This window comes from Dyadobacter sp. HNCC25DJ184 (assembly GCF_056895215.1).
The window spans coordinates 229,187-249,404 of record NZ_JBXHAQ010000008.1; the positions used below are offsets into that span (position 1 = coordinate 229,187).

Annotated in this window: 27 protein-coding genes and 1 tRNA gene; 4 read left to right on the forward strand and 24 right to left on the reverse strand. The window is 46.2% G+C overall.

Features of this window, described 5'->3' with window-relative positions:
- Positions 1–37: 37 nt before the first annotated feature.
- The 23 genes from AC1XUD_RS14370 to AC1XUD_RS14480 all read right to left on the reverse strand — a co-directional run bounded on the left by AC1XUD_RS14370 (position 38) and on the right by AC1XUD_RS14480 (position 14,573).
- Positions 38–901, reverse strand: coding sequence for a DNA-methyltransferase (locus AC1XUD_RS14370; protein ID WP_483361711.1), 864 nt, complete (start codon positions 899–901; stop codon positions 38–40).
- A gap of 27 nt (positions 902–928) precedes the next feature.
- Positions 929–1,582: a hypothetical protein gene (locus AC1XUD_RS14375; protein ID WP_483361712.1), complete on the reverse strand. Its 654-nt coding sequence runs from the start codon at positions 1,580–1,582 to the stop codon at positions 929–931.
- Between the two features lie 36 nt (positions 1,583–1,618).
- On the reverse strand, positions 1,619–1,858 hold the full coding sequence (locus AC1XUD_RS14380; protein ID WP_483361713.1) for a hypothetical protein: 240 nt from the start codon (positions 1,856–1,858) through the stop codon (positions 1,619–1,621).
- A 58-nt stretch (positions 1,859–1,916) separates the two neighbouring features.
- Positions 1,917–2,255 (reverse strand): hypothetical protein, encoded by a 339-nt coding sequence (locus AC1XUD_RS14385; protein WP_483361714.1) that lies wholly within the window; start codon positions 2,253–2,255, stop codon positions 1,917–1,919.
- 189 nt (positions 2,256–2,444) lie between these two features.
- Positions 2,445–3,155, reverse strand: a complete 711-nt coding sequence (locus tag AC1XUD_RS14390; protein WP_483361715.1) for a hypothetical protein — start codon at positions 3,153–3,155, stop codon at positions 2,445–2,447.
- 79 nt (positions 3,156–3,234) lie between these two features.
- Positions 3,235–4,233 carry a hypothetical protein gene (locus AC1XUD_RS14395; RefSeq protein ID WP_483361716.1) on the reverse strand — a complete coding sequence of 333 codons (999 nt, stop codon included), beginning with the start codon at positions 4,231–4,233 and terminating at the stop codon, positions 3,235–3,237.
- Between the two features lie 43 nt (positions 4,234–4,276).
- Positions 4,277–4,741 carry a hypothetical protein gene (locus tag AC1XUD_RS14400; RefSeq protein ID WP_483361717.1) on the reverse strand — a complete coding sequence of 155 codons (465 nt, stop codon included), beginning with the start codon at positions 4,739–4,741 and terminating at the stop codon, positions 4,277–4,279.
- A gap of 12 nt (positions 4,742–4,753) precedes the next feature.
- Entirely contained in the window at positions 4,754–5,614 is an 861-nt protein-coding gene (locus AC1XUD_RS14405) for a S49 family peptidase (RefSeq protein ID WP_483361718.1), read from the reverse strand.
- A gap of 130 nt (positions 5,615–5,744) precedes the next feature.
- Positions 5,745–6,551, reverse strand: a complete 807-nt coding sequence (locus AC1XUD_RS14410; RefSeq protein ID WP_483361719.1) for a hypothetical protein — start codon at positions 6,549–6,551, stop codon at positions 5,745–5,747.
- Positions 6,552–8,831 (reverse strand): hypothetical protein, encoded by a 2,280-nt coding sequence (locus AC1XUD_RS14415; protein ID WP_483361720.1) that lies wholly within the window; start codon positions 8,829–8,831, stop codon positions 6,552–6,554.
- Between the two features lie 3 nt (positions 8,832–8,834).
- Entirely contained in the window at positions 8,835–9,266 is a 432-nt protein-coding gene (locus AC1XUD_RS14420; RefSeq protein ID WP_483361721.1) for a hypothetical protein, read from the reverse strand.
- Between the two features lie 308 nt (positions 9,267–9,574).
- The gene (locus AC1XUD_RS14425; RefSeq protein ID WP_483361722.1) at positions 9,575–10,054 is read right to left on the reverse strand and encodes a hypothetical protein; all 480 of its coding nucleotides are present in this window, start codon (positions 10,052–10,054) and stop codon (positions 9,575–9,577) included.
- Between the two features lie 48 nt (positions 10,055–10,102).
- Positions 10,103–10,294 carry a hypothetical protein gene (locus AC1XUD_RS14430; protein WP_483361723.1) on the reverse strand — a complete coding sequence of 64 codons (192 nt, stop codon included), beginning with the start codon at positions 10,292–10,294 and terminating at the stop codon, positions 10,103–10,105.
- Positions 10,295–10,303: 9 nt separating this feature from the next.
- A complete protein-coding gene (locus tag AC1XUD_RS14435) occupies positions 10,304–10,651 on the reverse strand; it encodes a hypothetical protein (RefSeq protein ID WP_483361724.1) in 348 nt (115 codons plus the stop codon).
- A 6-nt stretch (positions 10,652–10,657) separates the two neighbouring features.
- A complete protein-coding gene (locus AC1XUD_RS14440) occupies positions 10,658–10,915 on the reverse strand; it encodes a hypothetical protein (protein WP_483361725.1) in 258 nt (85 codons plus the stop codon).
- Between the two features lie 3 nt (positions 10,916–10,918).
- Positions 10,919–11,284, reverse strand: a complete 366-nt coding sequence (locus AC1XUD_RS14445; protein ID WP_483361726.1) for a hypothetical protein — start codon at positions 11,282–11,284, stop codon at positions 10,919–10,921.
- A gap of 20 nt (positions 11,285–11,304) precedes the next feature.
- A complete protein-coding gene (locus AC1XUD_RS14450; protein ID WP_483361727.1) occupies positions 11,305–11,547 on the reverse strand; it encodes a hypothetical protein in 243 nt (80 codons plus the stop codon).
- Between the two features lie 44 nt (positions 11,548–11,591).
- The gene (locus AC1XUD_RS14455) at positions 11,592–13,112 is read right to left on the reverse strand and encodes a hypothetical protein (protein ID WP_483361728.1); all 1,521 of its coding nucleotides are present in this window, start codon (positions 13,110–13,112) and stop codon (positions 11,592–11,594) included.
- A 192-nt stretch (positions 13,113–13,304) separates the two neighbouring features.
- Positions 13,305–13,375 (reverse strand) — tRNA-Leu (locus AC1XUD_RS14460).
- 54 nt (positions 13,376–13,429) lie between these two features.
- Positions 13,430–13,720, reverse strand: a complete 291-nt coding sequence (locus tag AC1XUD_RS14465; RefSeq protein WP_483361729.1) for a hypothetical protein — start codon at positions 13,718–13,720, stop codon at positions 13,430–13,432.
- The gene (locus AC1XUD_RS14470) at positions 13,710–14,021 is read right to left on the reverse strand and encodes a C2H2-type zinc finger protein (protein ID WP_483361730.1); all 312 of its coding nucleotides are present in this window, start codon (positions 14,019–14,021) and stop codon (positions 13,710–13,712) included. Before AC1XUD_RS14470 ends, AC1XUD_RS14465 begins: the two co-directional genes overlap by 11 nt.
- Positions 14,018–14,218: a hypothetical protein gene (locus tag AC1XUD_RS14475; protein WP_483361731.1), complete on the reverse strand. Its 201-nt coding sequence runs from the start codon at positions 14,216–14,218 to the stop codon at positions 14,018–14,020. The genes AC1XUD_RS14470 and AC1XUD_RS14475 overlap by 4 nt, the downstream gene beginning before the upstream one ends.
- Positions 14,219–14,306: 88 nt before the next feature.
- Positions 14,307–14,573: a hypothetical protein gene (locus AC1XUD_RS14480; protein WP_483361732.1), complete on the reverse strand. Its 267-nt coding sequence runs from the start codon at positions 14,571–14,573 to the stop codon at positions 14,307–14,309.
- A gap of 369 nt (positions 14,574–14,942) precedes the next feature.
- Between AC1XUD_RS14480 and AC1XUD_RS14485 the strand changes: the two genes are divergently transcribed.
- From AC1XUD_RS14485 to AC1XUD_RS14500, 4 genes are all read left to right on the forward strand, one after another.
- On the forward strand, positions 14,943–15,383 hold the full coding sequence (locus tag AC1XUD_RS14485) for a helix-turn-helix domain-containing protein (RefSeq protein ID WP_483361733.1): 441 nt from the start codon (positions 14,943–14,945) through the stop codon (positions 15,381–15,383).
- A gap of 343 nt (positions 15,384–15,726) precedes the next feature.
- Positions 15,727–16,959, forward strand: a complete 1,233-nt coding sequence (locus tag AC1XUD_RS14490) for a site-specific integrase (protein WP_483361734.1) — start codon at positions 15,727–15,729, stop codon at positions 16,957–16,959.
- Positions 16,960–17,082: 123 nt separating this feature from the next.
- Positions 17,083–17,586 (forward strand): DUF6922 domain-containing protein, encoded by a 504-nt coding sequence (locus AC1XUD_RS14495; RefSeq protein WP_483361735.1) that lies wholly within the window; start codon positions 17,083–17,085, stop codon positions 17,584–17,586.
- Between the two features lie 237 nt (positions 17,587–17,823).
- The gene (locus AC1XUD_RS14500) at positions 17,824–18,354 is read left to right on the forward strand and encodes a nucleotidyl transferase AbiEii/AbiGii toxin family protein (RefSeq protein WP_483361736.1); all 531 of its coding nucleotides are present in this window, start codon (positions 17,824–17,826) and stop codon (positions 18,352–18,354) included.
- A 114-nt stretch (positions 18,355–18,468) separates the two neighbouring features.
- Here the strand turns inward: AC1XUD_RS14500 and AC1XUD_RS14505 are convergent, their stop codons facing one another.
- Entirely contained in the window at positions 18,469–20,205 is a 1,737-nt protein-coding gene (locus AC1XUD_RS14505; RefSeq protein ID WP_483361737.1) for an APC family permease, read from the reverse strand.
- Between the last annotated feature and the right edge of the window lie 13 nt (positions 20,206–20,218).

Below are 20,218 nucleotides of genomic sequence, written 5' to 3' on the forward strand. Positions count from 1 at the left end.
GAACCGACCGTTGAGATTTGACTTACAGTTAAATAGCTTATCCTGCCATTGCAAGCTCAATTCGCTTCTGACTCAAATCGTAATACTCCTGGTCAATTTCATAACCAATGAAACGCCGACCGGAATTAAGACATGCGACCGCCGTCGAACCGGATCCGGAGAACGGATCTAAGATCACGTTACCAGGTTCGCTGGTTATGGCCAGCAATCTTTCCAACAGCCGGACCGGCTTCTGGGTCGGATGAATGGCCGTCAAATGATCACGCGTCTGGCGAATAATGGTTTTCTCATTCATACCGTTATCCATAGATGATATCATGCAGGCAACCCGGTTAGTATCCTTCATAGTTGGGCCGGTAGAAACATGAAATTTGCTTTTGTGATCTCCTTCCAGGGCGATCTTCCCAGTCTCTACATACCGGAGCGCATCTTCCAGAGATTTCGGGTTTTTAAAGATGGCTTTCAGTCCGTTGATATCCTTTACGATCGAGGGGATATCCCCTTGTTTCATCTCGACATAAGGCACTTTGACTTTATTAATTTTCCCTTTACCCAGGCTGTGGATCGATACGGTCTCGTGTACACGTCCAAGCGGCAGCAGCGGGCTGGTGGATTGCCCTTTATCCCAGATAATCTCCTCTTTGAATTTGAATTTAAGATCTGCCAGTATCGTGTTCCAACGGTAAAAGGAGGTCCCACGGCCAAAGAGAACGATTATGCCGTCTTTCTTGAGCACCCGTTTACACTGGGTAAAAAACAGTTTTTCGTCGAATTGACGTTCGAGTTTTTGCCCTTTGAGATACAGATACGGTGGATCGGTAAGAATACAATCGATAGAGTGATCCGCCAGGGCGGCCATGCCTTCCAGGTTGTCCTGGTGGTAAATTTTGTTAAGTAACATTTAAAAAAATAGTAGATGTGGTTGTTGTTAAATCGCAGACAACTGAAGCCGCATCTGTTCAATCTCCATTTTCCAGCGAACGATCTTATCCTGGTTCTGCCTTTGTGAAACAGGCGTTTTAGACTGTGCAACGCGCTTTTCGGCTTTACGGATATTACTCTGCAGGTTTTGGATCCGGAGCCGCAATTTCTCGGCGTCCTGCGGGAGGGTTTGTCTGAAAGTCTCGCCATTAAAATCAGGCTCAGCCTGAGGGAGCCGGCCGGTGCTCAAAATGGCAAAAACTTCGTCGGCTTTGTTTTTCCATTGTGCACGCAGCTGCAGGATCTGGTCGACCAGGCCTTTACAGTTAACTTCATCGGGGACCGATGTGAGCTCATTGCAAAGTTTTGTTTTCTCGGCATGGATCTGGTTTTGCTGTGTTTTTAGCTTCTCAATGGCCTCAATAACTTCGAACGGTAAAGAGTTAGGATCGACCTGCTTTCCTTGTTCTATGGGCTCGGGATGGCTGTCTTCCGGCTGTTTTGAATCCGCGTCCGGATTATAATCAAAAATAGCCTGGTAGTGTTTACGGGTTTCGGCCAGGTAAAGACCCGTCACCATGCCTTTTTTGTGATCCTGCTCAGCGCGCCTGAGAAGGGCTTTAGCTTTTATTTTTTGCTCGTGGAGCTCAGTGGCATTCATTTGTCTGCGTGTTTGAAACAAACATAAAAAAGCCCTTTACGCTCTGTTAGGACGTAAATACTGCTGCGTCCGGGTCAACACATCCAGATAGTCAACAATTTGCAGATAACTGATCGGATCCTCGAACTGGTCAAAGTCGCTTTTCAGCACCGCAAAAGCATCGTTAATATGAAACTCGATTACTTCGAGCAGAACTGAGCTGTCTATGCCGGCTCCCTGCAGCTGCCGGGGCAATGACGGGATTCTTAAAAGTGGGTCTTCACTGTTTAGTGACATGGCCTGTGAGGTTTTGGGAAAAATAAAACCCCGCTAGAATAACGGGGTTTTAAAGTGGTTATGCCCGGTCGGGATTCGGGTCCTTTTCGACCGGGTTAACAATTGAAATGAGTGCATCCTGGAATTTAACGGCTGCCCTGACGGCATTTCGCATTTTAGCTTTCAGGATAACGCGCTGCTCAAAACTAAGCTCCCTCGGTTCGCTTTTTTGTGGCTCGGGCTCGCTTTGTGGTAGCTGCTGAGCTTTTTGAGCTAGCTGCTGAGCTGTTTGAGCTGTCTGCTCCTGAGTGCTCGAGCTGAGCTGCTGAGCTGTCTGGTCCAGCTGCTGAGCTGGCTTTTGAGCTGCAATCTGGGTCGCTGCCGGATCTACCAGCGCTATTGTTTTGTTCTTGGCCATTGGGCTGATTGGTCAAAGAGGCGAAGTATTTGCAGACGCCCAGGCCGATAAGCTCATCAGCCTGGGCGTCGCTCATTTGATCACAGATCACTACCCGGCGCCTGCCTGGTAAGATGTGAAGTACTCCGCCTTGTGGAATATTGATTAATCTGTATTTAGTGAGCATAAAGGGCAAGGGTTTATAAGCTGTTAAGCACCACCGCCGCCTTCAACCGGCGCTACCAGAGGGGCCACCGGAAGTGTAGCGACCATGGCCGCTGTCATTACCGGCAGATCAAACGGAATCCCGTCGACCTCGCCTTTGAGGGTATAGCCGCGCTTATCGTTTCCTTTCTTGCCACCTTTGAAGGATGGTTTGATAAAGATTGGATCATCGCTTGTTCCACAGACCAGGTACTGACCGTCTTTCATTTCGGCCAAAAATACAGATCCTGCATTCAGGTGTTTTCTCACTTCACGGCGTACCTCTTTGGAGAAACCGGCTAGCGCCACTTCGATAGAATGTTTGTAGGATTGATATCCCGGATCACCGCCGCCGTCGGAGTTGATCTCAGCTGTTCCGTCCGGAAAGTAGATCTCGGCAAACTTAATGCCGGCGTCAAATTCAGGGGCCTCTGTGATCACGTTGTCTTCGTCAAGTGTTCCCAGATCTGTGCCGTCCTGGCTTTTGGCGCGAGGCCACGGCGACTTAAAATTACGGGAGATCATCACCAGCAGACGGCGAAGCCCGCCCGGGTTGGGCGCCTGAAAACACTGCGCGTCGATCGTGGCGAAATTAAGAACAGTGCCCAGGGCAACAGTGGCAGCCGCCGGGCAAAACAAATTACCCAGCTCGGTGGGAATAATGACGGCCAGGGTAAAAACCGCAACGGCCGAAAGGATTTCTAAGAACTTTTTCATGCTGAAATAGAAAAATTAAAATGGTTTTTCTGGAAAGGCCAGGGGGTTAGACCTGGCCTAAAAAATTAAAAGTGGGACTTTACCCGACTGTTCCCTGCCACACTTCTTTTCCAAAGGCGATGTTTGGCGCCAGTTGGAATTTGAGGATATAGGCAAGATCCTCGGAGCGCTTGTTGTAGTCGAAGCTCAGATCCAGGGAGCTGAAATCATCGTCATACTGCCAAACGATGTTACCCTTCCGGATAAAGATTGGTGTCTCGATATCGGTCAAACCCGGCTCAACGTAGAATGGAATCATAGTGCCTTCAACGGTACGCTGGTTGAATGCCAAATTGTATGGAATCGCTCCGCGCGAAGTCTGGTAGTGGGTGTCATAGGCCTGCATCAAAGATGGTGAAACCAAACAGATCACATTTGGATCATAAATCACCTCGCTAGGAAGGCTGGCCATGATCTTTTTAAATTCTGTGACCGCGTTTGACGCTGTGATCGGGTTAATCTCAGTAAAGTTACCGGCCGGGATCTCACCAGAAATAGTCATGTCATCGATCAGCTTTTTAAGACCGTCAAAAATACCCGCTGCCGATTTGTCATTTTCGTTTCTAACCCCGTTCCAAAGAGACGTGTTACGTAGAAGGGACTTTGCTTTTTCGATAATCTGATCATTGATCTGGGCCTCAAAAACCGGGAAACGGTCCAGAATCATTTTCGAGTTCGGGCCTTTGATCTGTGCCTGGTAGGTTTTGTTAAGCAAAGCCAGCTGCTTTTCCGTGAAAAGCAAATTGATTTTTACAGCCTGGACTTTACCGATACGTGGCTTAATTGATACCACATCATCCTTTTTGGTGAAGCCTTCGCGCTTGTCGGGTTGAAGCGGATCCCCGATGTTAAGCTCCGTAAGAACGATTTCGTCCTTACTTGGAATCTCGGTCACAAATTCGCTTAGAGGGCGAATAGGGGAGCCTTCAATCCCGTTTAAACCCGGCGCCATGAGCTGCGTGTAAAGGTGCTCTTTGTTGTCGCGGGCAAAGTCAGTGCTGGTTTCAGCGAACTGACTTAAATTGAGTGAATCTGCCATTGGCTAATAGAAAAATAGTTAATAAATACTTGAATTGAGGAGCCTATTTCGAGCGCTTTTCGATCGCCTTTTTATTCCAGGGCGCCGACTCATAACTTCTACGGCCAGAGGCCGTTTCTGAGTTTGTGGTCGTATCGTCTTCGGAGACAATGCCCACATTTTTAAGCGCTTCCACAAAGCCTTTGTTTCGCTGGGCCTCGGTTCGGAAAGCTGCGCGGAGCTCAGGGGTGGACCCGAATAAATTCAGCTCTTTGGTGATGGCGTCGAGCGCGGCCTGATTAGCCTGGGTGGTTGTTTCGGGCTGTGGCTCTGGAGCCGGATCAGTGGTCTCAGTACTTTGTGGCTCGGGCTCGGGCTCCGGTTCAGGCTCCGGAATCGCGCTGTCCGGATCTGCCGGTTCGTCTTTTGGATCCGTCTGCTGGCCACCGGCCGGGTCGATGTCGGCATCGGTGGCCAGCGATATCTGTTTTTTGAAAAACTGGCTTAGAGAAATTCGATTAAAATTCATGGTTATTGGTGATTAAGCTGATTTACGTGATAATGCTTCGACCCGGCGGACAGCGTCTCCCAGGTATCCGATGCGGTCGGCCATCTTGTTTTTTACTGCAGCTTTTCCGTTGAACATCGCGCCGTCATAGACGTCGGCAGTGATCTGCGGCCGGCCGGCTTTGACTTTGCCCACAAAGGCGTCGCGGATCGGCTTCATTTCGGATTGAACCTTCCCAATCATCTCTTCCGAAAGCGGCTCGATGCTGTTAAAGAGGGCTTTGTTTTCGCTGCCTTCGGAGCGGATAATGGTCACTTTGTAGCCTTCCTTTTCGTAGGCCAGACTTGCGTCGACGTGCATCGAAAGCACTCCGATCGAGCCGACTTCACTCGATGTTTCGCTTTCCATAATGATCTCACTGCACTGACTTGCGACCCAGTATGCAGCGCTCGCAGCCATCCCGGCCACATAAGCCACAACCGGCTTTGGGCTTTGTGCCACGATATCACCGAGCAGCTCGGTTCCATCGACTTCACCGCCCGGGCTGTTGATCTCCAGCACGATGCCGCATACGTTAGGATCTGCATTGGCTTCCATGATCCAGGCGCCGATGTCTTCGGTACCATAGGAGCACCAGTCACCGTAACGGCTCATCGATCCGATGATGGGTATGATGGCCACAAATCCTGATTTAGTCTGCATGCGGGGTGTGTATTGGTAACCACGGCCATCGCCCACGGCCTGCACTCCTTGGAAGTAAGGTGTTTTGCGGCCTTCCTTGTTGATCGAAATGCCCAGCGTTCCTTTGCCGGCCGACGCGATTACGATCCCGGCGATACGCTCGTGGTAACGGGGCTCAAGTGCCCAGGATTTGGTAAGAAATTGTGAAATCATAGTAACGTCTCAAATATTGACGTTACGAATGTGCAAGGAGGTAATCAGAAGTAGCAGGACGACAAAAAGCAAAAAAGCATGTTCACGACAGAAATGTCGTAAACATGCCAAGTCAACGCTGTGATGGCTATCAGCTGAATGCTGCTGTTAAAAACGTATGCATGGCGGCCGCTTCCGTAGCCGTCAGCGCATCATCATGGATGACCATTTGACCCAGCGATCCGTAAAAATCACCGGTTTCATCAGCAATGGTAAGACTCACGCCCAGGTACATATCGCCTTTCAGTGGGCTTACAAAGCTGGTGTTGAGTGTATCGGTCAGAACGCCATTAGTGTAAACCAAAATCCGTTGAAGCTCAGAATCACCGACCAATGAAACATTGATCCTGGCCGCATTGCTCGAAGCCTGTGTTAATTGATTATCCAGTGAGGCAACGTTTGTCGCACTACCGAAGATAAGCGAACCGGACGTCTGAGACATTAAAAGCCTCGTTTTTCCGGAAGAGCCTGTCGAGTAATATCTCAGGATGTTTTGCTTGCCATTTTCGAGATCTGCCAAGAAGGTGAACAAAACCCGGTTTGTATTCTGAGCGAGGGCGCTGCTATTGGCAAATGAGAAAGAGATAGTCCACTTTGTGTTTTCACAGTTCAGCCTCCCTTTCAAATCCTTTCGTTTGCCCGTTTCCCGTACAAACGACAAACACGCTTTCAGTGCCATCGCTGCCGGCGTTGATAATACTGGTTTTTCGCCGTTGGTCACGAATGCCGAGTGCGTCCAGTCCCCGGCGACCGGGTCAATTAAAATGCCGGTTACTTCTGTATACTTGTTTGCTATAAGTATATGTTTCAACGCGCGTCCGATCGGTGGTAAATTCAGTTCCGGAATAGAGACCCTTTGCACGGAATAGTCCACTGAGGGAATGATGATCGATTTCATTTATAGATATTTATTAAGGTTGAGAATACGAATACTGGACTGGAAAGTGCGGAAGTTGTTAAAGGAGCTCGGGTTGATCACCAGCAGATAAGGAGAATTTTGAACCTTGAGTGGCCTTCCGGCTTTGCCCGGTATTTTTTCCAGCTCTTTTAAAACCACTGCGCCGGGAGTGGTAAGATCTGCAGTTTCAATGGCTGTGTATCCATCGTTGCCGTTGATATCTGTCCCACCTGTCAACATGGATTTGTTTTTATAGGTAGCGACACACACTGTTTTGGTATCAATCACGCAGTTACCTGAAAAATACGACCATTCATCCACATCGATCCGGCGATCAATCGGCATACCACCGTCCCGGATGAGTACGTCGTAGTTGATAGCACCTGTGTCCAGGTTGAAGCTCACCACCCGGTGCTGAGACTCGTTAAAAGCGCCCATATTCCTGCCTTTTGGGAACTGGTTATAGCTCACCAGACACTCTCCGGAGACGGAGGTGCCGATGTCCCAGATCCGGGTTTTGATTTCCAGTTCCGGGGTAGGGGCTGGAGGTGTAACGATGGCCAGCGCTCCGACGCGCGGATCGATCGGGGTAAAACTTCCGTCGGCCATAGCTGCCCGGAAATCAGCGCAGATCGGTGAACCGGTATTACCTGGTGCATAGATCGCGCCTGTTGCCCAGTCGAGCACCATTACAAAGATACTGTGGTCGGTTGAGTTGTCCGGGTGAGCATAAAAAGTGATATTGATCTTTGAGCCGTCATCGTTGTTTTTGCCGAGCATATACATCCAACCATCACCAGCAAAAAAGGGCTTTTCTACCCAGCTCGCTCCGTTGTTGGTCGACCTGGCCAGCCGCCAGCTGCGCGGGATCGCTGAATCAAGACGGGAGAACACCAGGATCTCATCTTTATTGGCTCCGTTGACATTTACCTGAGTGTATGAAGCATTCGCGCCAAAGGTCGTATAGGCTTTATCCCACTTGAAAACACTTTTGCTGGCCTGCTTGAAGATCCGCGTCGGGTGGGTGTTATGCTCGGTCTGGTAGACCGAAATTGGATAAGCCGCACCTGCCCGGTCATCGTAGCGGATCACCGGCACATTATGATCATCGGTCGGACCATAAGAAGGATCCGAGCGGACATTGCCCAGGATCACCGACCTGATCAGGCCATCGACGCGCTTTTGTGAAACCTTGATCTCGCCCTGGTTGCCGTACTTACCCGCTCCAACACTTCCCACATAAAGACATTCGCCATCATCGACGGCAACCGGCCAGCTCCATTGACCGTAAATCGAATTCTGGATGACATCCATGCCCCCGATATAATCATAGAAATCATCGAAGTACAGCTCCTTTTGAGTAGCAGCCACTTTCTTTGCCTGGGCACTGGAAGGCGGGTAGGGATATCCGTCGGCGTGTACCGCGCTGAGCAGGTTTCCGGTAGTATCCTTGATGGCAGTGATGGCGTTGGTGAGCGGTGAATCGACATATTTGTTTTTGTCGATCAGTGCCGTTACTGCAGCTGAAAGTTCAAAAGGCTGCAATTTGGCTTTGAGGGTAGGAGGAAAGGTTGAACCGTCATTGTAAAATGCAAATGCGACATTGCCTGTAGCGTCACGGAAGATGAGTGTAATTCCGGACGCTGTCATTTCCGCTGCTTTGGCCGCCAACCCCTCCAGAGCGGTGACTTTGGTCAGCGACAGATCCGAAGGCGGCTGATAATACCACTGTGTATTGCTTTTCTTGATCAGACGGCCACCAATAGCTAATACAGTTCCGGAGGTAAAGTTACTTCCGGCAAATCCCACGGCACCGGCTTTGGTGATGTTGTAAAATGAATCGTTGGCCACCACCGGTGGGGTGACCGTTAGGGCTGGCAGGTTTGCCAGTGCATCATATTCGCCCAGCGGGTTTTGAGCGAGTACTGCATTGGCTAAAACAAGTTCTGCATCGGATTTGGCCGTTTCGGCTCCGGTCCTGGCGGTTTGCGCCAATTCTTTTTCCGCCTGAGTCTGGGTTAATAGCAAAGCTGCAGCGGCTCTTTTTGTTTCCGCGTCAGCTGCCCAGGCCTGCGCCTGGGCAATTGAATCCTGGATAAAGACTGAGGAGTTTGTTTCGGCCACAAAGTCTTCTGAAATCTGAGCCCGTTCATCTAAAAATTGAACGATGTGTTTGAGGTAAGCGCTCAGGGCGGTCGGTGATACCGGGTTAAGCCCTGTTACCGCTTTTAGCAGCTCGAGCTGGGCGTCGAGCTGCTCTTTTGTTAATGTAAGTGCCATGGATTAGTGAAAAGTAAGATTGTCAAATTCGGGGGTGTACAAATCCTGATTAAAGAATTCGTCACGTATCGATGTGATGTATGGAGAGGGCATCAGGCAGCTGGCAGTTAACCCGAAACTTCTCAGGTTTTTGCCGGTCCGTCCGGATCCGGCTCCCCAGGCGCTGGCCAGCCGGAGCGGAGTTTGCAAATTGCCATGCAAACGGCAAATGAAATTACGGTCCTGGCTAAGGGCCAGCCACCGGACCTTTTGGTTGTGCTGGATCCAGTTCCGGAGCTCAGAGCGCTCAGCGGGAATGCTAAAAGATATGCTGCTCGTATAGACAATGCCGGCAGTGGTTTCGCTCATGTCTTCGGACCAGGTGCATGAATCTGCATCCGTCTCGATATCGATGGGCAGCGCTCCGGATAAAAGTCTGAGATCGCCCGGGCTCAAACGGGCTTTGCCAGTGTCGAGCCAGCTGACCAGGTGCGCGGGGATCAGCCGGATCAGCCGGAGTCCCGAAGCGTTTGCGCCGGCTGGCCGCTCTAAACTGGAAAGGTCAATGATTGCTTTCTTTATCATAATGATAAAGATGCTGCTGAGCCGGTGAATTCAACAGGACACAAATACGGCAAAAAGTCAGGGGAAACAGCCGGTTGCAGCCGTTAAAACCGTCCATTATGGCCCATAAAAAAAGATGTCCTGAGCGCAGGACATCTTTGTATGAAAATAGGACGAAAGTCGCGCATTCAGGACAACTTTTACACGTTTGCATGAACCCGGGCGCCTCGCTCACGCTGGGCCATTTTAATGGCGGTCTCCTCAGAAAGATCATTTTCCTTAATGCCGTAGAGCATCAGGAAATGTTTGACAGCTGCGCTTTCGGAGTTATGGAATACCTGGCGGCCCTTGCAAAAATAATACATCGCCTTTTCGAATTCGGCATCCAGAGCCAGACTCATCTTTGCTACGTTGTCCGGGGTGATGTTATAGCGTCCAATCCGGAAGGTAACCTGGAATTCACATTCGCAAGTTTTCTTGCTGTTTGGATCCGGCTCACCTGTCGTGCTATCGTCCTGGATATCGACCATCGTAAGGCCCGTACTGCTGAAACCATGACTGAAACTGAGCCCGAACAAACGGCCGAGTTTGCTATCGGCACGAACGTAAATTGGTTCTTTGCCGTAATCCTTTTTTAAAAATCTTTTAACGTGCTCTGATACAGGAATTTTTACAATCATATCTGGAATGGTTATATTGCGTCACCAGACATTATAACCCCACTGTTATTATAGGTCGTCCGTGGCTAATGGGCGACCTACTACTGTAAATTTCAGATATCGAAAGATTTTCCGAAAGGACATCCAAAGCCACACCACGGCGGAGATACAAAAAACGAGCGCGCCGGCGATAACAGCAGCCAGGGAAAGGATCATTGCAAACAGTCCTTTTAAAATCGAGGTAAATAGAGATTCAATCATTGGTTTTTTTTAATTAATAGGGGTTACTTGTTTTGGCCTCATATTCATTGCCAGCAGCTGGTAATCCAGTTTGGCCAGGATCCACTGGGTTACCGGGTGATAATTGGTCTGCTGAAACCTTTTGTGCAGAATTCTTGCATTGCTGAGCGGGAGCGAAAGAGCAGCTCCCTTTAACGGACTTCCACGCAGCAGATATGTCCGATATGCCGTCTCGATCCTGGGAAAGTGTTCAACTAAAACAATCGTATCGTCGCTGACATCTGATTTTAATTCAAAGAACCGGTAGAGTTCATTTTGATAGTGATTGAAAAGAATGGTCATTTCGTGACCATTCAATTTTAGTTTGACTGCAATCATGGCAGATTATATAAGAGATTCCAGCTGAAACAGCAGCGCTCCATGGTGATGCATACTGATCACTTTATTGTCCCGGCGGATCGTTGTCGGTGCGTTCCGGTATCGGATCCGCTCGCGCTTCCAGGTCTCGAGCTCGAGCTGCAAGCGCAGATCCAGAAAGAGAATATCCTGACCTTTGCCAATTTCTGCGATCGCAAGATCCAAAAGTGATTTCTCCAGGTGCGTCATAGTTGTGCTGATAATTTTTACTTTGACCTTCTTCATTGTCTACAGTGATACGCTGGCTTCAAGCTTCCAGCAGTTGTTTTCGTATTGATAGATTTTGTTGGCAGCGCTGCTATTCTTGTGTGTCCGGGCGTCAAATATGGCGGCTCTGTGAACGCAACCTGCCCATTTTTTATAACCGGTTACCAGCCACATCAAGTGATTAATTGCGTCGTTGATATTACGGTGCTTTTTCTGTCCGCACTTACTCCAGAACCGGCGCGCTCCGGGGCTGTTGTGAAATTCAACCTCAATGAAAGCCATGCTTTCCTGTTTCATTTTATCGAGTTTTCCGGCTTCCATTGATTTAGCCGGACCGTTTTGAGATGGCAACTGGCGGCCGCGAATTGGATTGGAATAATTGTTCATGATGGTAAGGAGTTAACGGGTTAGAGATAATTGTCAAATAAGATTTTCATCACTTGGGTGCTCGACTGGTGGATCCGGCAGTAATTGTCATTTGCACCAAAAATCATGATGGGCTGACCGATTTCGAATACCTTGTGCATTTCTTGCCTGCGGCCGATTCCGACTTTTAGCGCGGTGCAATAGGCGGCAATTGCCATGGCCTGGTGTGGTTCGTCAAGATCTCGCCAGGCTGTCGTCGTTTCTTGTAATTCATTAGTCTCCATGTATATTTCACGTTAAAATTTTTAGTGAATCAACCAGGCTTTCGTCAGGCTGTATAGTAGCCTTCGCCGTCTCCTTCCATCCAGTCTTGCACGTAAACAACTGTCGCCGGTGAGGGTTGGTGAGATAGGCACGGTGCAGCCATTTGTTTCATCCGTTTTGCCCTATTGTATTTTGGCGCAGCGAAATTTCGGGCCTGTTGCTCAACGAATTGTTTTGCAAGCATATCAGAATATTGTCTGCCGATTGATCTGAGAATCACGTCATAGTATTGATAAATACCGATGATGTTTTTGCCTTTGGTGGCGTTTCGAAGTGGCAGACCAGCTTTAAGATTTTCCATATCAATCCGGGCCTCACGCAACAGCTTGCGACATCTGCGGTCCTGTTCGATCGAAATTTCGAGCTTTTTGTTTTCTCGGCCAGCCCGGTTGATTGCCTGTTGCAATAGTTCCTTTTTGACCCATCCGTCGATGGCAGTGAATCCTTTCAGGTTGATAGCTGAGAAATATCCTTTGCCGGCCACTGCGATATCGAAAGGATCCGGGGCATACTGCTCAGGGTGATGATCATAGTATTTGCCCGCTTTGTCGAGTTTTGATAGTTGAAGTATTTGAAAATCAACCCATTGTCTTTCGCTTCTTTCGCCCTCGAAATTGTTGTAAACACCCTCTGATATTGCAATCAGGGCTTTTTCCTGTTGCTCTTTGCTAAACTCACGGTTAGGGTAGAGCACTTTCCAGGCATAAAACCAAAACTCCAAAAGCAGATTTAGAAATTTGGCTTCCAGGTGCTTAGGTCCTTTCAGCATTCGAGGTTCAAGTAAATCGGCCGTTCTCTGGCGACGCTTTTCGTCATTTTGAGCGACGATCTCCGCCCGGGTTAAGATCCGCGGCGCCCCCTCAGTTTGTTCTTTCTCCGTCCCCATCCCGGCATCTTCTGACGGGGAGGGGTTGATCTCTGGCCGACCCCCTTCTCCGTGAATGCGTTCTCCGTGTTTAATTAACATATCCGCACTTCCTTTTTCCTTTTCAAGTAATTCTCTGTGGGTATTATTAACCGGAAAATTTTTCATGTTCAGGGAAGAAAGATCGGTTTTTAGCCCGAAATCGGCTTTTTTCAAAACTCCTTCGCCCTCGCCGCCGTATAGCAATTCCTGGCTTATCCACAGCTCATAATCGTGTTTGCGGCCATGAAATTTCGTGTACAGTACGCCCAATTCACGCAGCTGAGCGAGGTGGTTGCGCACAGTGCGGTCGCTGCAGTCGCAAAGAACACCCAGTTTAACGCTGTTCGTTAAAAGTGATGGTGGATTTGCATTCGTATACATTCCGGCTGGCATAGTGACGGCCGTCTTTACGTAGCTTTCCACGTACTCGCGAAGGATCATATAAAAAGTTGTTTTCACGCTTTCGGTGATCACTCCCTTTTGACGATTGAATTCTGTGATCCGGCCCGTGGTTTTGCAGGTCCTGGATACAGTAAAAATCGGGCACTGAGCATTGTGATTGCGGTACAATACCATGAAGCGCTTAAAAACCTGCGCATTCTCGATTCGGCTAAGCATTGTATTGTAAAGAATAATTCATAAAAATCTGATTCTAAAGCGCATAGATTCCCTTACCCGTCCGTGTGACGATTAATGCTATACGTTATAAGTGTTTTGTTGTTTTATTTCTCCAACACCATGCACCAGCGCGACCCGATGCATGGCGTTGAAGATTAGCGGATTTCCGCCGTAGGAATCTGGCCTACCCCGCGAGAATACCGGGATTCGAACCCGGACAGAATGATGCTAGATCAAACGCGCTACCGTTGCGCCATATCCTCTTATATTGCTTTTAGCCATGGGCTGCGGCAATACTTTAAAAAACCCTCCTTTTCCTACCCATCCGCATGAGCGGGTGGATTTCTTTGATATTTTATTGAGTCAATAAACTGCAGTGTGTCGTATTGAAATTCTGATTGAATGGTCGTTTCTCCTAATAGGCTTATAATGGCTATAAAGGAATCTTTTAATCCGGATGTGTCGACCGCGCAGTAAAAGCACCAGCGGTCCTCAAATGGTCCGTAGGGCTGCTGCTCGATATATTCACCGTTAAAACGGAATTTGACAAACAGCATTCGTTTTCCAAAGAATGGCTGACCTGAAAGAAAGCGCTCTTTATTGTTCACTTTTTACCTCCTTTCTGTGAATGCGCTGGTGGCCGTTTAACGCGGCCCTTGTGTTAAAGGATTGAGAGCAAGTAGCGCACCGGTGAGCAGCTGACTCGGCCTTACCTGTTTTGATAGCAGGGGTATTGTTTGTAGTCTGTAATTGCTTCAATAGCCAGTCAATCACTGGAATGCGATTTTTTCTCGCATCGAACAGGATAAACCGCAGCTGCTCGTGTTGAATCATTTCATCACCTGGATATTTGAGACACCGCCTTAGAGCAGATTCCATTTTGGAAAGATCGGGAGCTGTAATCGTCATTTAAGTGCCCGGTTAAGGTTGCGAACCAATAACCCAACATGCTTTTTCATGGGTGTTGTAATCATAACGTTATCTTCAATTCTGAAACCTCCTGTGGCTCCTATGGTCACAAAAAGGGCTTCGCTAAACTTTTCTGCAGGGATATTCCACTCCTGGGATACGCCGGTCAGGGCTGGGTTAATCAGTCTGATTTTCATTTCGCTTAGAATTATATTTAAGAAAATTGTTAATACTTGTTGGTATCCGCTCGGACGTTAATCCGATCCCGTTGCAAGCGGCGGATATCTACTCGGTTACGAGTTCCTGGCGTAACTCCAATAATTCAGGTTTTAAGATTTTCGCACTCCCAGGGATATGCTTAACAAACACATCCATCATGTTACCGGGCATTTTCACCAGGTCTCCATCGGGGATATTTCTCAACCAATAACCTATTTTGCCATCCTTAATACCTCTATCATGAAGGTCTTCCAGGATCAGCTTTTTGAGGCTTGCTTTCTGTCTGTGGTATAGCTGGCCTAGTATGTTATGGTTTGCTCTGGGTGGTCTCATCTTGCGCCTTGGAAATTAAAAATTACCGTTTATGTAGTTTTTTGTTGGTGAATGTCGGATAATTGCGTTAGTTTGTTAGTGAATTGATATGCAATGTTAGCGTAATTATTTTAATATTAACAATAATAACGCGAATTATATACTTTATTTTTCTAGAAAAGTTACAACTACTTGATTATGAGTGTAGAAATAATGCAATAAAAATTGGCATATATCGATAGGTATCTGCCTTAAAATGGGCCTCACGTTGAATTTGGAGGTCTTGCTGAAGAATAAGGTTAAAAGTTTTTAGACAGATAGTTCAGTTAAAAAAGGATTATCTCTTGTTTTTGAATCAATTGGGTAAAGGTTAACTTAAAACTAGAATGTATGGAGAATACAATTAACACGAGGATAGCATCCCTGATCAAATTTTTGAAAATGTCGAACAACTCGTTCGCAAAATCGATTGGCAGAACTTCATCCACGATAAATCAAATAGTCGATGGAAGAAGTAAGCCTGGCTTTGAAATTTTAGAAACAATATGCTCGATCTATCCAGTAAACACTTTATGGCTTGTGAGAGGCGAGGGTGACATGATAGTGACATCAAAAGCAGAATCAGAAACGGCATCTGATCAATACCTACAAGATCATATCAGGCACCTTGAAGAAAGTTTCTCCAAGCTTGCGCATCAGCTTGAGGTGAAGGACAAACAGATGGATGGTATGCAAAGAACCATTGACTATCTACTGGGAAAGCCTAAGGACGTAATCCGTTTGACCGAGCGTAACATATTCCTGCGTCCAGAAATGGATTTGCAAGCGTAGGTTACGGCTCAGGTTACGTCCCAGTTTTGCTCCGGCAAAGCAAGGTCATTCTCAGGCGATTAAAACAGGGGTTCGCGTCCCGTCCAGACCGCCAGATACAATATCAAAATGCATCAAAAGCCTGTAAATCATACATTTACAGGCTTTTTCTTTTTCTGAAATACACCAAAATATTCAAATTTTCACAAAATTCTGGTGAGCATTTGGTGAGCAGAAAACGAAGAAAAAAAGTGCTCACCAAGAATAGGTATAACTGGCTGATTTGCAGCCTGTTCATCCGGTAAACATCTTGATTTTTATATAGCTGCGATCGTATTTTTAATCACTTAAAAATCGTATTGTTATGTTAGCTAAAAATTTCACATTGCTTTTTTATTTAAAGAAGCGGAGCACTTATGTAAGTGGGAATCTGCCAGTTTATCTTAGGATTTCAGTCAATGGCACTCGGACAGAAATGTCAATGGGGCGCGAGTGTCCACCTGAGAAATGGAATAATGTTTCGGGCAGGCGGCTAGGTACCAAATCAGAGGTGAAGGAATTTAATGCGTATCTGGATGCCGTTCAGACGAAAGTTTATCAGGTATACCGGAGACTGCTTGAGACGGGATCGGAGCTTTCAGCGGAATCTGTCCGTAATCTACTGACGGGAGCCAGTGGAAAGTCGCAGATGATTCTGGAAATTTTCAGGGATCATAATAAGAAGCTTCAACAACTGGTCGGCAAGGGGTTTGCCAAGAGTACGGTGACGAAATACGAAACCTGTTATGACCATACAGCAGCCTTCATAAAGGCGAAATTCGGAAAACAGGATGTGGGGATACAAAAACTTAGCTACGAATTCATTTCTGAATTTGAATTCTGGCTAAAGTCAGAAAAGTCATGTGCCCATAACACCGTGATGAAATACCTGACCAATTTCAAAAAGGTGGTGCTGGTCTGTGTGAAAAATGGTTGGCTTACCCAGGATCCATTCGCCAGCTATAAAATGAGCAGGGAGGCAGTTAACCGGAATGCACTGACCGAAATCGAGCTCGATAAGATATCTCAAAAAGACTTTGAAAACGAAAGGCTAAGCCTGGTCAGAGACGTGTTTTTGTTTTGCTGTTTTACTGGTCTGGCCTATATCGATATTTATCAGCTCAAACGCAGTAATATCATTGACGGTATTAATAGTGAGAAATGGCTCATTGTAAACCGCCAGAAAACGGATTCTCAATCCAGGGTTCCCCTACTACCAATTGCTCTGCAACTCTTGAACAGATATGCAGCTCATCCCCAGGTCGCTACTACAGACCGGCTTCTTCCTGTATTGTCAAATCAGAAGATGAATTCCTATTTAAAAGAAATTGCCGATGTATGTGGGGTCAATAAACGGTTAACATTTCATTTGGCAAGACATACGTTTGCGACTACGATCACCTTAACCAATGGTGTTCCGATTGAAAGTGTTTCGAAGATGCTTGGACACACCAGCATCAAGACAACCCAGATTTATGCGAAGATTGTGGATCGGAAGGTTAGTGAGGATATGCAAATTTTAAAATCAAGATTCTCTTTACAAAGTCAAGGCAAATGACACTCGGGTTTTTGATTTCCAAAGCTATTAAGTCAGAAAAATCAACAGGTCTTAACGAAATGCCGGGGAGAATCAAAACATCTAAAAGGAAGTATCATCATGTATTTTCGTTAAATTCGCTGTATGGACAATGGATCTTCATACAAAGCAAACGAGGTATATCTTATAAGCTGGAAAAAGCAGAAGGGACACAATGAATTGTTTTCGAACCTGGAGGTTTTTGTGAAAAGTTATCCTGCTTATCGGCTGGAGGAGTTGGAGAAAAACTTCGCCTTCGGAAAAACCGTGTTTGAAGACGAGCAGATTTATATGGAGAAGAAGGCCATTATCAGCATTCCGAAACCCGGGTTTCCACGGGTCTTTTTCTGGGATTTCGACGACGACAGAATTGACTGGGATTCCAATTCAACGATGGTTATTCAGCGTATTCTAGAGCGGGGCTTGCGGCCTCATTGGGAGGAGCTCGTAAGATTTTATGGGACTGACCGAATTATAGAAGCACTCAAAGACAAGATAACCTTTCTTGCTGACGAAATGATCGATGATGCTTCCTCTTTTTTTTACCTACAAAAAGAGGAAATGCTATGTTACAAACGCAAACAATCACAGCCGAAACTCTGGCTCTGACCAAAAAATTAATGGCTGACACCTGATTTGAGGATTTTACCCTTGTTGGTGGTACGGCATTTTCTCTCAGGATAGGCCATCGTCAATCGATCGACATTGATTTGTTTACAGACAAGCCATTTGACGCTGCAAAAATTGCGACAATTCTGACAGATGATTGCGGAGCAGAATTTATAAAGGTGTTAAAAAACGGTGTGTTCTGTGCTATTGATGGGGTTAAGACGGATCTGATTTCCCATGTTTATCCGTTTTGTCCAGCCCTCAGAAACTTGGGATGTTATAAGGCTCACTTCACTTCTCGATATTGCAGCAATGAAAATGCATGCGGTTGTTCAGAACGGTCCGAGGGTAAAGGATTTCGCAGACATTTACTTTTTGTTGGAAAAGATATCGCTTGCAGAAATTTACAAGGCTTATGAAACCAAGTATCATCCTCATAGTAATTCTCAGGTGGCGAAGATGCCGTTGAGAGATTATTTGATGGTGAATTTTACGGAGCTGGATCGTTTGCTCAAATACATCGGCCGGACTTTCCTTTCAATAAAAATAGCCCTTCGAGCAAAATATCAGAATTTCATTCAAGGTCGTTTTGAAATCAGCAACAGTGCCGGCATCGAAAAATCGGTGATCAAATCTAATGGGATGCGGATGGGTTTTCTGATCCAGAATGAGTGTCTTAGAACACATTTTATCAAGCTTTTTTGTTTCGGTCTTGACGCTCTAGATTTACTTCCGAAGTTTCTTACAGGCGGTCTCAGCTGCAACTGAGAATTTTAGCCCGAAATGACTATTTAGCTTTGAAAGGTAAGTATCACCAATACCTTTGTGAAATGACAGCCAAAGCAGATTGCATATCGTAACATAGTAAGAAATTAGTGTAAATTAAATTATTAGCCTTACTCCCCCTAAATCAGAAACCCTATGCGAAAACCGGTCGCTTGGTGAGCTGATAAACATAAAGTTAATCGGAATATTCCACTTTTGGCTCAGTCTTTGAATTAATTCAGGACCAAATACCCCGTAAATTTGTACATATTCGATTTTAATCTCTGGGTACGCCCGGTCAAGCACCTCAAGGTCTCTCAAAAAGTCTTCCGAGACATGACCGCCATCCTGTAATACCGTAACTATTTTTAGCTTTTTGGTAATTTCGTTTTCCTGCACATACATCATTACTTTATTAAGAATTGAAATATCATCTCCTTTGGTGAAATAGACAAACTCCTGCTCGGTTAAAGATTTTATCGCCCGAGTTAGATGGAGTTTACTTAATGCAGCGATGCGCTTAACAGAAGTGAAAAAACTGTCAACCACAATAAGCATATACTGCATAAGCTCATTTCGATTAAGAAGCAAAGAAATAACTACAATAGATGGTATAAAATATTGCAGGAAAACTATTAGATATTCAGCATGAATTGAAACATTTCCATACAAGGCTATCATTACCGCGATAATGGCCAATGCAACGGTCGGAATGGATGCGCGCTCCGGCCTGGGTAAGCGGCTACGTTTAATTTTCAAAAGAAAGTTACCGAACCCAAAATATACCATTACCAAAAGAAAAGATATTGTATATACTCCAGCTAACGGCCCTAGTTGTCCGTTTGTGATAAAAAGTACAGAAAGACACAATAAATAAAAAAGCAGGAGTATGCGCGGAGAGCTACCTTTCGAATTTTCCTTTAAGAGGAACTGCGGTAAAATGCGGTCTAGGGTCATCCTTTTTATCAATCCATTTACGCCGACATAAGAGGTCAATAGCGCGCCACTTAAAACGAGTACAGCGTCAATAGTAATGAATGTTCTTAACCATGGTCCAGCGGTTACATTTCCTAAATGTGACAGCAAAGCTTCTTGGTTGATTGCGACTTCAGTCAATGGTAGTACCGACACTGCTACCAGTGCCATCAAAGGATTGATAACGGACACCGCTGCCCACATATTTCGAAGCGTTTTTCTAAAAACTCCAGGCTGCTGTTCTTCAACGAAATTCGCCGAACTTTCAAAACCAGATATTCCCAGCATCGCTGTGCTGAAACCCAGAAAAAGAGCGGTTGCGAAACTTCCGTGAGCGGGCATTTCAAAGTTCGTTCTAGCAACTTCCAGACCATTGATATTAACATACCATATTGCACTGATGATAAGGGTCAACATGGCAACAATATGAAGTACAAAAATAACGATAGCAACAATTGATGATTCGCTAATTCCTGACATAACCAGAAAAAGGAATGCTGTAATCAGTACTCCGGTGGACAACACTACGGGTAGCGATGGCACAATGCCATGCAAATAGTGCATCGCTTCACTTGCAGAAATTACCGCAGTTGCCATATATGACAAAATGGTAAGGCAGGCAGCTACTGACGCATTGCTTTTGCTAGTCGTATTTAGAAGCACGTTGTAGGCACCACCATTTAGAGGCAGAGCTCCAACGACTTCTCCATATATTTTTCTAAATAAAAAAAGTACAATGGCAACAATAATTAACGCCAACCATGCGTACTGACCTGCGTAGATGATGGTCAACGACGAAACATATAAACAAGAAGATGTAATGTCATTCCCGCAGATTGCTGTTGCAGCCAATTCATTTAGTTTTTTGTGCTGATTCATAAAAAAATTGGTC

Excerpts from the sequence above, each read along its gene's own strand:
- AC1XUD_RS14390 (WP_483361715.1), bottom strand. The coding sequence starts at position 3,155 with ATGAAAAAGTTCTTAGAAATCCTTTCGGCCGTTGCGGTTTTTACCCTG.
- AC1XUD_RS14400 (WP_483361717.1), bottom strand. The coding sequence starts at position 4,741 with ATGAATTTTAATCGAATTTCTCTAAGCCAGTTTTTCAAAAAACAGATA.
- AC1XUD_RS14440 (WP_483361725.1), bottom strand. The coding sequence starts at position 10,915 with ATGAAGAAGGTCAAAGTAAAAATTATCAGCACAACTATGACGCACCTG.
- AC1XUD_RS14450 (WP_483361727.1), bottom strand. The coding sequence starts at position 11,547 with ATGGAGACTAATGAATTACAAGAAACGACGACAGCCTGGCGAGATCTT.
- AC1XUD_RS14445 (WP_483361726.1), bottom strand. The coding sequence starts at position 11,284 with ATGAACAATTATTCCAATCCAATTCGCGGCCGCCAGTTGCCATCTCAA.
- AC1XUD_RS14410 (WP_483361719.1), bottom strand. The coding sequence starts at position 6,551 with ATGAAATCGATCATCATTCCCTCAGTGGACTATTCCGTGCAAAGGGTC.
- AC1XUD_RS14470 (WP_483361730.1), bottom strand. The coding sequence starts at position 14,021 with ATGACGATTACAGCTCCCGATCTTTCCAAAATGGAATCTGCTCTAAGG.
- AC1XUD_RS14430 (WP_483361723.1), bottom strand. The coding sequence starts at position 10,294 with ATGATTGAATCTCTATTTACCTCGATTTTAAAAGGACTGTTTGCAATG.
- AC1XUD_RS14395 (WP_483361716.1), bottom strand. The coding sequence starts at position 4,233 with ATGGCAGATTCACTCAATTTAAGTCAGTTCGCTGAAACCAGCACTGAC.
- AC1XUD_RS14495 (WP_483361735.1), top strand. The coding sequence starts at position 17,083 with ATGGACAATGGATCTTCATACAAAGCAAACGAGGTATATCTTATAAGC.
- AC1XUD_RS14490 (WP_483361734.1), top strand. The coding sequence starts at position 15,727 with ATGTTAGCTAAAAATTTCACATTGCTTTTTTATTTAAAGAAGCGGAGC.
- AC1XUD_RS14475 (WP_483361731.1), bottom strand. The coding sequence starts at position 14,218 with ATGAAAATCAGACTGATTAACCCAGCCCTGACCGGCGTATCCCAGGAG.
- AC1XUD_RS14375 (WP_483361712.1), bottom strand. The coding sequence starts at position 1,582 with ATGAATGCCACTGAGCTCCACGAGCAAAAAATAAAAGCTAAAGCCCTT.
- AC1XUD_RS14415 (WP_483361720.1), bottom strand. The coding sequence starts at position 8,831 with ATGGCACTTACATTAACAAAAGAGCAGCTCGACGCCCAGCTCGAGCTG.
- AC1XUD_RS14485 (WP_483361733.1), top strand. The coding sequence starts at position 14,943 with ATGGAGAATACAATTAACACGAGGATAGCATCCCTGATCAAATTTTTG.
- AC1XUD_RS14405 (WP_483361718.1), bottom strand. The coding sequence starts at position 5,614 with ATGATTTCACAATTTCTTACCAAATCCTGGGCACTTGAGCCCCGTTAC.
- AC1XUD_RS14505 (WP_483361737.1), bottom strand. The coding sequence starts at position 20,205 with ATGAATCAGCACAAAAAACTAAATGAATTGGCTGCAACAGCAATCTGC.
- AC1XUD_RS14425 (WP_483361722.1), bottom strand. The coding sequence starts at position 10,054 with ATGATTGTAAAAATTCCTGTATCAGAGCACGTTAAAAGATTTTTAAAA.
- AC1XUD_RS14370 (WP_483361711.1), bottom strand. The coding sequence starts at position 901 with ATGTTACTTAACAAAATTTACCACCAGGACAACCTGGAAGGCATGGCC.
- AC1XUD_RS14385 (WP_483361714.1), bottom strand. The coding sequence starts at position 2,255 with ATGGCCAAGAACAAAACAATAGCGCTGGTAGATCCGGCAGCGACCCAG.
- AC1XUD_RS14455 (WP_483361728.1), bottom strand. The coding sequence starts at position 13,112 with ATGCTTAGCCGAATCGAGAATGCGCAGGTTTTTAAGCGCTTCATGGTA.
- AC1XUD_RS14380 (WP_483361713.1), bottom strand. The coding sequence starts at position 1,858 with ATGTCACTAAACAGTGAAGACCCACTTTTAAGAATCCCGTCATTGCCC.
- AC1XUD_RS14435 (WP_483361724.1), bottom strand. The coding sequence starts at position 10,651 with ATGATTGCAGTCAAACTAAAATTGAATGGTCACGAAATGACCATTCTT.
- AC1XUD_RS14500 (WP_483361736.1), top strand. The coding sequence starts at position 17,824 with ATGTTTATCCGTTTTGTCCAGCCCTCAGAAACTTGGGATGTTATAAGG.
- AC1XUD_RS14480 (WP_483361732.1), bottom strand. The coding sequence starts at position 14,573 with ATGAGACCACCCAGAGCAAACCATAACATACTAGGCCAGCTATACCAC.